This window comes from Trinickia sp., from assembly GCF_035492435.1.
Classification (GTDB): domain Bacteria; phylum Pseudomonadota; class Gammaproteobacteria; order Burkholderiales; family Burkholderiaceae; genus Trinickia.
This window is the reverse complement of record NZ_DATJJF010000062.1, coordinates 1-6677: the sequence shown is the minus strand read 5'-3', so window position 1 is coordinate 6677 and position 6677 is coordinate 1. Positions and strand designations below refer to the sequence as shown.

General features: G+C 61.1%; 7 protein-coding genes. All 7 read right to left on the bottom strand.

The genetic code is table 11. The features are described 5' to 3' along the window. Positions 1–902 (bottom strand): hydantoinase/carbamoylase family amidase (locus VL598_RS04950; protein WP_325325580.1); only part of this gene is annotated, 902 nt, incomplete at its 3' end. A gap of 111 nt (positions 903–1013) precedes the next feature. Beyond that, positions 1014–2312, bottom strand: coding sequence for an amidase (locus tag VL598_RS04945; RefSeq protein WP_325325579.1), 1299 nt, complete (start codon positions 2310–2312; stop codon positions 1014–1016). Further along, entirely contained in the window at positions 2309–3037 is a 729-nt protein-coding gene (locus VL598_RS04940; protein WP_325325578.1) for an ABC transporter ATP-binding protein, read from the bottom strand. Before VL598_RS04940 ends, VL598_RS04945 begins: the two co-directional genes overlap by 4 nt. Next, positions 3034–3819 (bottom strand): ABC transporter ATP-binding protein, encoded by a 786-nt coding sequence (locus tag VL598_RS04935; RefSeq protein WP_325325577.1) that lies wholly within the window; start codon positions 3817–3819, stop codon positions 3034–3036. Before VL598_RS04935 ends, VL598_RS04940 begins: the two co-directional genes overlap by 4 nt. Beyond that, positions 3819–4994 carry a branched-chain amino acid ABC transporter permease gene (locus VL598_RS04930; RefSeq protein WP_325325576.1) on the bottom strand — a complete coding sequence of 392 codons (1176 nt, stop codon included), beginning with the start codon at positions 4992–4994 and terminating at the stop codon, positions 3819–3821. The genes VL598_RS04935 and VL598_RS04930 overlap by 1 nt, the downstream gene beginning before the upstream one ends. Further along, positions 4991–5920 (bottom strand): branched-chain amino acid ABC transporter permease, encoded by a 930-nt coding sequence (locus VL598_RS04925; RefSeq protein WP_325325575.1) that lies wholly within the window; start codon positions 5918–5920, stop codon positions 4991–4993. Before VL598_RS04925 ends, VL598_RS04930 begins: the two co-directional genes overlap by 4 nt. 3 nt (positions 5921–5923) lie before the next feature. After that, positions 5924–6677: branched-chain amino acid ABC transporter substrate-binding protein (locus VL598_RS04920; RefSeq protein ID WP_325325574.1), on the bottom strand; the 754-nt coding region annotated here is incomplete at its 5' end.

Sequence of the window (6677 nt, the reverse complement as noted above, 5' to 3'; positions counted from 1 at the left end):
GTGTTGATGGAGTTAGGCGCAACACGCCAGCGCCCGAGCGTGAGCCGCAAACCTTTTTCAAGTGCAGTGTCGCTCCATGCGTACAAACGATGCGCAATGTTCTGAGCTGCCCGCATTGCGTCGCGGCGCATTTCCATCGGTGTCGTACCAGCGTGGGCCATGGCACCGGTAATCGTCACCTCGAACCATCGCACGCCCTGGATGCCCGTCACGACACCGAGCGGCACACCCGCACGCTCGAGTACCGGCCCTTGCTCGATATGCAGCTCGATATAGGAATCGATCGGGTGACCAAGCGCCAAGCGCTCGACGTCGGGCACTGCCGCGAAAGCTGCATCGAGCGCGTCGCCGAACGTGACACCTGCCGCGTCGCGCGAGTTGCGATAGTCCGACAGACGCGCGGGGGATGCGAACGCGCTCGAGCCCATTGCGCCCGGCCCGAACCGAGCACCTTCCTCATTCGTCCACGACACCACCTCGATGGGGCGACGCGTGACGACGCCCGCATCGTTGAGCGCCTGAATCACTTCGAGCGCGGCCACCACGCCGTATGCACCGTCGAGCTTGCCGCCCACCGGCTGCGTGTCCGCGTGGCTGCCGGTGAGGACAGGCGGCAGATCCGCTTGCCCTGCCCTGCGAAAGAACAGATTGCCGCAGTCGTCGATCGACATCGTGCAGCCCAATGAACGTGCGCGATCAATCAGATAGCGTCGTGATTGCAGATCGATTTCCGTTAGCGTCTCGCGCGTTACGCCACCATCGGTGCGACCGCCAAAGGTCGCCAGTTCAGCCACTGCATCGTTAAGCCGATCGCTATTGACGGCATCGCTCACGCGCACGGCCAATGCCGAGCCGTCCTGCGCCGCTACGCCTTGTGCATCGCTTACTCGTTGTTCAACCATCGCTTTTCGTACTCCGACTTATTGCTTCTATCGCGAATGACGCAGACGCCTTGACGTCATTTCAAGCACATTTCGCGTATATTTCATGCGTATTTCAGGCGCGCTTCAGGTCTACGCGCCGCGAGCGCGAGCCGCCCGCTCCAAACGTTCGGCGGCCGCCAGTACCACGTCGTCACGCCATCGTGGTCCGATCAAGGTTACACCGACCGGCAATCCACCCGGCCCGACGCCTACCGGCACATGCACGCAGGGATTGCCGAGCAGCGTCCACATGCGGCCGAACAACGGGTCTCCCGTCGAATCGAGTCCGGCGGGGGCTTCTCCAGCAGCGCTCGGGGCGATCAGCACATCGAATTGATCAAAGAGGCGCGTCACCTCACGGCGCCCCTGCTCTGCCGCATCCTGCAGCTGGGCAAAGCGCACGCCGCCGAGCGCGGCGCCCGTGTTCAGCACCGTCCGGAACGGCGCGCTCAAACCATCGGGGCGCGTTTGCCACTCAGGGCTGAACGCCGCCGCGGCTTCATAGCTCATGATTCCGGCTTGTGCGTCCGCCAACCCGTCACACACATCCGGAAGGCGCGCATCGGCAACCACGGCACCACCCGCCTCCAAAAGGCGCGCCGCCTCAGCGAGCACCGCACGGCTCGCCTCAGTGGCGACATCCCAATGCGGCGTCCGGCAAATGCCGACACGCGGGGCATAAGTCGCGTCGATGGCAAACTCACGGTCAGCCAGCGCTCCGACGAAAAATGCGACATCGTCGACGCATCGTCCCAATGCGCCAATCGTATCGAGGCTCGGCGAAAGTGGCTTCACGCCGACCGTCGGCAGTGTGCCGAAGGTCGGCTTGTACCCCACGACGCCGCAGAACGCGGCGGGCCTGACGATCGATGCGGCAGTCTGCGTGGCAAATGCGATCGGCACCATGCCCGATGCAACGGCTGCGGCCGAGCCGCTCGACGAGCCACCCGGCGTATGAGGCTGTGAAGCACTCGGCGAACGCGGGTTGACGGTCGGGCCTGGCTTGAAGGTCGCGAACTCCGTCGTGACTGTCTTGCCCATCATCACGCCGCCCAAGGCCCTTGCCTTCGCCACAACCGCTGCGTCGAAGACCGGGCGATGCCCGGCATAAATCGGCGAGCCGTAGGTACTCGGCATGTCGGCGGTATCCATCACATCCTTTACGCCGACGGGCACGCCCGCGAGCGCCCCCATTGCAACATTCGCCGCGTCGATGCGGCGCGCTTGCTCGAGCACTTGGTCCGCATTGAAGTATTGCCAAGCGTGGAGCGAGGCCTCTTGCGCCTCGATGCGCTCAATAAATGCACGTGCAACGGCTTCGGCCGTAAGCGTGCGTTGCGCGACCTGCCGTGCGAGTTCACGTAGGCCGAGTTCAGTGATGATGGTCATGTCGAGGCCCCTGTGGACTTTGAAAAGTATGCAGCGCGGACCTCGTCGTTGTCGGCGAGCTCTTGCGCACTACCCTGCGCGACCACGCGCCCCTGCGTCAGCACATAGCCTCTATGCGCGATGGCGAGCGTCTGTCGGGCATTCTGCTCAACGAGCAGCACGGTGATGCCGCGCTCGTTGATTTGTTGAATCACCTTGAAGTTTTCCTTAACGAACAAGGGCGAAAGGCCAAGCGAGGGCTCGTCGATCACGAGCAAACGCGGAGCCGCCATCAAGCCGCGGCCGATCGATACCATGGCCTGCTCGCCACCCGACATCGTCCCCGCAAGCTGCCCCGAACGCTCCTTGAGGCGCGGAAAGACGCTGTAGACATAATCGATGCGCTCGCGCAATTGCGCACCGCCCTTCTCCAAGTAAGCACCGAGTATAAGGTTTTCCTCCACGCTCATGCGCGGAAACACCTTGCGCCCCTCGGGGATGCACGCAATACCGCGCGCAACGATGCGATGCGTTTTTTCCTTGGTGATGTCGACGCCATCCCAGATCACCTGCCCTGCACGCGGCGGCGTAAGCCCCAGGATCGCGCGGATCAGTGTCGTCTTGCCTGCGCCGTTCGCACCGAGGATGCAGGTGATCTTGCCTGGCTCCACATCGATTGAAACGTCGTGAAGGACGTCAACCTTGTCGTAGCCGGAGCGGATATTCCGGATCTGCAACCCGCTCATGCCGCTTCTCCCAGATAGGCCGTTTGCACTTCCGGATCGGCCGTGATTTCCTCATACGTGCCATCGGCAATTTTCTTTCCGTAGCTCAGCACGATGCAGCGTTCGGTAATGCGCCGAATCAAATCCATTTCATGTTCGATCAGCACGATGGTGACATTCTTCAGCTTGCCGCGGACCTCCAGGATGTCGTCCATCAGCTCGTTCGTTTCGTCGTGCGTCATGCCTGCCGACGGTTCGTCGAGCAACAGCAACTTCGGGCGACCCATCAGCGCGCGGCACACTTCGATGCGCCGGCGGTCGATCATTGAAAACGTCTCGACGGGCTCGAAGAGCCGATCAACGAGCGGGGGGCTGAAAATCTCCAGCAATGCACGCACTTCTTCCACGGCGCGCGCATATTCGGCGCGAAACGCCGAGCGCCTGAACAGGTTGAAGAAGAGCCCGTGCCGCAGATGCTGGTAATCGCCAATGACGATGTTGTCGAACACCGTCAAGGGCAAGGAAAGACGCGAGCGCTGAAACGTCCGCGCGATCCCTGTGCGAAAGATCGCCTGCGGCTTGAGTCCGATCAGTTCGGTATCGTTGAAGCGGATCGTTCCGGCACTGGCCCGATAGACGCCCGTCAGCACGTTGAAGAAGGTGGTTTTTCCCGAACCGTTAGGGCCGAGCAGGCCGAGCACTTCCCCTTCGCGAATATCGAGCGACAGATTGTCGAGCGCCCGAAGTCCGCCGAAGCGCATCGTCAGATCGCGCGCCTCGACGAGTGGTTTGTGCGTGCTCATCAGGTTGTCTCCTTCCCGAAGAAGAGTCGCGTCTTGCGAGGCAGCAAACCATCGGGACGGAATAGCAGGATGGCGAGAACGACGATCGAATAGAACAGGAAACGGTACTCCTGAATAAACTGCAACTTCTGCGGCAGCACGATGACGATAAATGCGGCCGGCACGAGCCCTGCCGCGTTGCCGAGCCCGCCCAGTACGACGATCGAAACAAGCAGCAGCGAATCGCTGAACGTGAAATTATCGGGCGACACGAAGCCCGTCATCATCCCGTAGACGCTGCCGGCCATACCTGCCACGAAGTTGCCGAGCAGAAACGCAAGTACCTTCCAGCGGGCGATGTGCAGGCCAAACGTCGAGGCAGCCGTCTCATCTGTGCGCACCACGTCCATGCTCAAGCCGATCCACGACCGTTCGAGCGTGCGCACCATCAGAAAGATGCCGGCGAACAACACGAGACTGAGCAGTGCATAAGGCACGTAGAACGAGATGTCCTGATCGAATAGTTCAAAGCCATCGCTGAACGAATAGCCGAACATCGATAGGCCCGGCAAATGCAGTCCTTGCGGGCCGCCGAGCGCGTCGTTGACCTGAACGAAGCTGCGGAAAAGGATGCCGAAAGCGATCGTCACGAGCGCGGCGTAGTGACCGCGCGTGCGCAGCACCGGCAGAATCAGCACCGAACCGATTGCCGCGGGCACAATGCCCGACAACACGATCAGCAGCAGATGCGGAATGCCCGTATGCGCGGCCAGCACGGCAATTGTGTAACTGCCGATACCGAAGAACGCCGCGCCCGCAAAGTTGGCCACCCCTGCGTAGCCGAACTGCAAGGTCAGGCCGAGACCCGCCGTGGCAAAGAGCAGCACCGTGCAAATCATCAGCAGCACGTAATGCGTGTCGTAAAAGGCGGCGATCAGTGCAAGCGTTCCGATCAACGCACAGGCGAGTCCCATTCGCGGGTTGGCCCGATTGGCCACTCCGATTCGCTCGCTGAGTTTCAATCGTTCGCTGAGGAACACGGCAACCGCGCCCGCAACGAGCAGCAGACAGATCTCGAGCTGCGACTGCGCGCCTAAGAAAAGCCACAGGTAGACGGTCACGACCGCGGCCAATGCGACCGGGATCAGCGGACCGGCACTGCGGCGTACCGATGAAGAAGTGATGGTCGTACTCATATCCGTTCGCTTGCTCGTTCGCCGATCAGCCCCGTGGGCTTAAAGGCCATCAGGACGATGACAACCGCAAACGCGAACACGTCCTTGTAGGCGCTCGGAATATCAGGGATCAGCGCAGGCAGCGCGGCGCTGCCCAGCACCTGCAATGCCGCGAACAGAAACCCGCCGAGGATTGCGCCATAGAGATTGCCGAGTCCGCCGAGAATGGCGGCAGAAAAACCGATCACGCCGAGCAAAAGCCCAACGTCGAAATTGATCTCGTTGTAGTAGAGGCCGTTCATGACGCCAGCGAGCGCCGCCATGCCTGAACCCAATGCGAAAGTCAGCAGCACGAGGGCACCGAAATTGATGCCCATCAGCTGCGCCGTCTCACCGTCTTGCGCCACCGCACGAATGGCGAGGCCGAGGCGCGTGCGCGTAATCAGCACATGCAGCCCGACGATCGCCACCATACCCGCCGCAAGCAGAATCAAGTTATCGACACGCAATGCAAAGCTGCCGAGCTTGATCGATGACGTGGGCAGCAGCGCCGGAAAAGGCTGGGGGTTCGCGCCGCTTGGATAAAACAAGCGGACGCATTCCCGCAGCACCGAGCCCAACATCAGCGTCGCCAGCAAGGTATTGAGCGGCGGTGCCCGATGCAGCGGCAGCACGAGGAAGCGGGCAATGGCCATGCCGAGCAGCCCCGTCACCACCACAGCGCTAAGCACGATGGCGACGAGCTGCACCCATGGGTTGCCGATATGAAGCGCCGTTACCCCGACTGATGCGGCGAGTCCTGCAAACGCGCCAACCATCAGCACATCGCCATGCGAGAACTGAATGACATCGAGGACGCCGAAGAACAGCGAAAACCCGACGGCGACCATTGCGTAAATTACGCCGAGCATCAGCCCGTTGATGATGTACTGACCTAGCGCGTCCATCGATCAAAGACCCTTGAGCTTGCGCTGTCCCTTGGCATAGGAGCTGTCTTCCCAGACCACCCACTTGCCATCCTGCGCGACGTACTTGGTCACGAGCGGCACGATGTTCTGACGGTGATCGTCGAACGTGACCTTGCCGATGATCGTGTCGTCGTTCTTTGTCTGGTTGAGCGTATCGCGGATCTTGTGGCGATCAGGACCGTCCTTTTCGACAGCATCGATGATCAGGTTCGTCGCGACGTACGCAAAAGCACCGTAGGCCTCAGGCGGTTCGCTGTACTTCTGCGCGGTATATTCCTTCAGGAAGTACGCGCCACCCGGAAGCTGCTCTGTCGGTGCACCTTCAAGGAACGCAAGCGAGCCCTCCGCGAGCTTGCTGCCGGTGCCGCTGATGTACGAATCCGATTTGATGCCGGACGTACCTTCGAATTCGGCCTGGATGCCGAGCTTGTCCATCTGATTGCGGATGCGCACGCCGATCGGTGTCAGGCCGCCGAAGTAGATGACCTGCGGATGCAACTGCTTGATTTTGGTCAGCTCGGTCGTGAAGTCCTGTTGATCCGCGGACACGCCGAGGTCAGCCACGATCTGGCCGCCGTCCTTTTTCAGGGCTGCGCTGAAGTACTTGTCGTGACCGTTGCCGTAATCGGTCGTATCGTGGATGACCGCGAACGTCTTATAGCCCAAGCCCGTCATGAACTTCGCGGCGATTTCGTTCTGATTGATCATCGTGCTGTTGACGCGATGAATCTCTTTG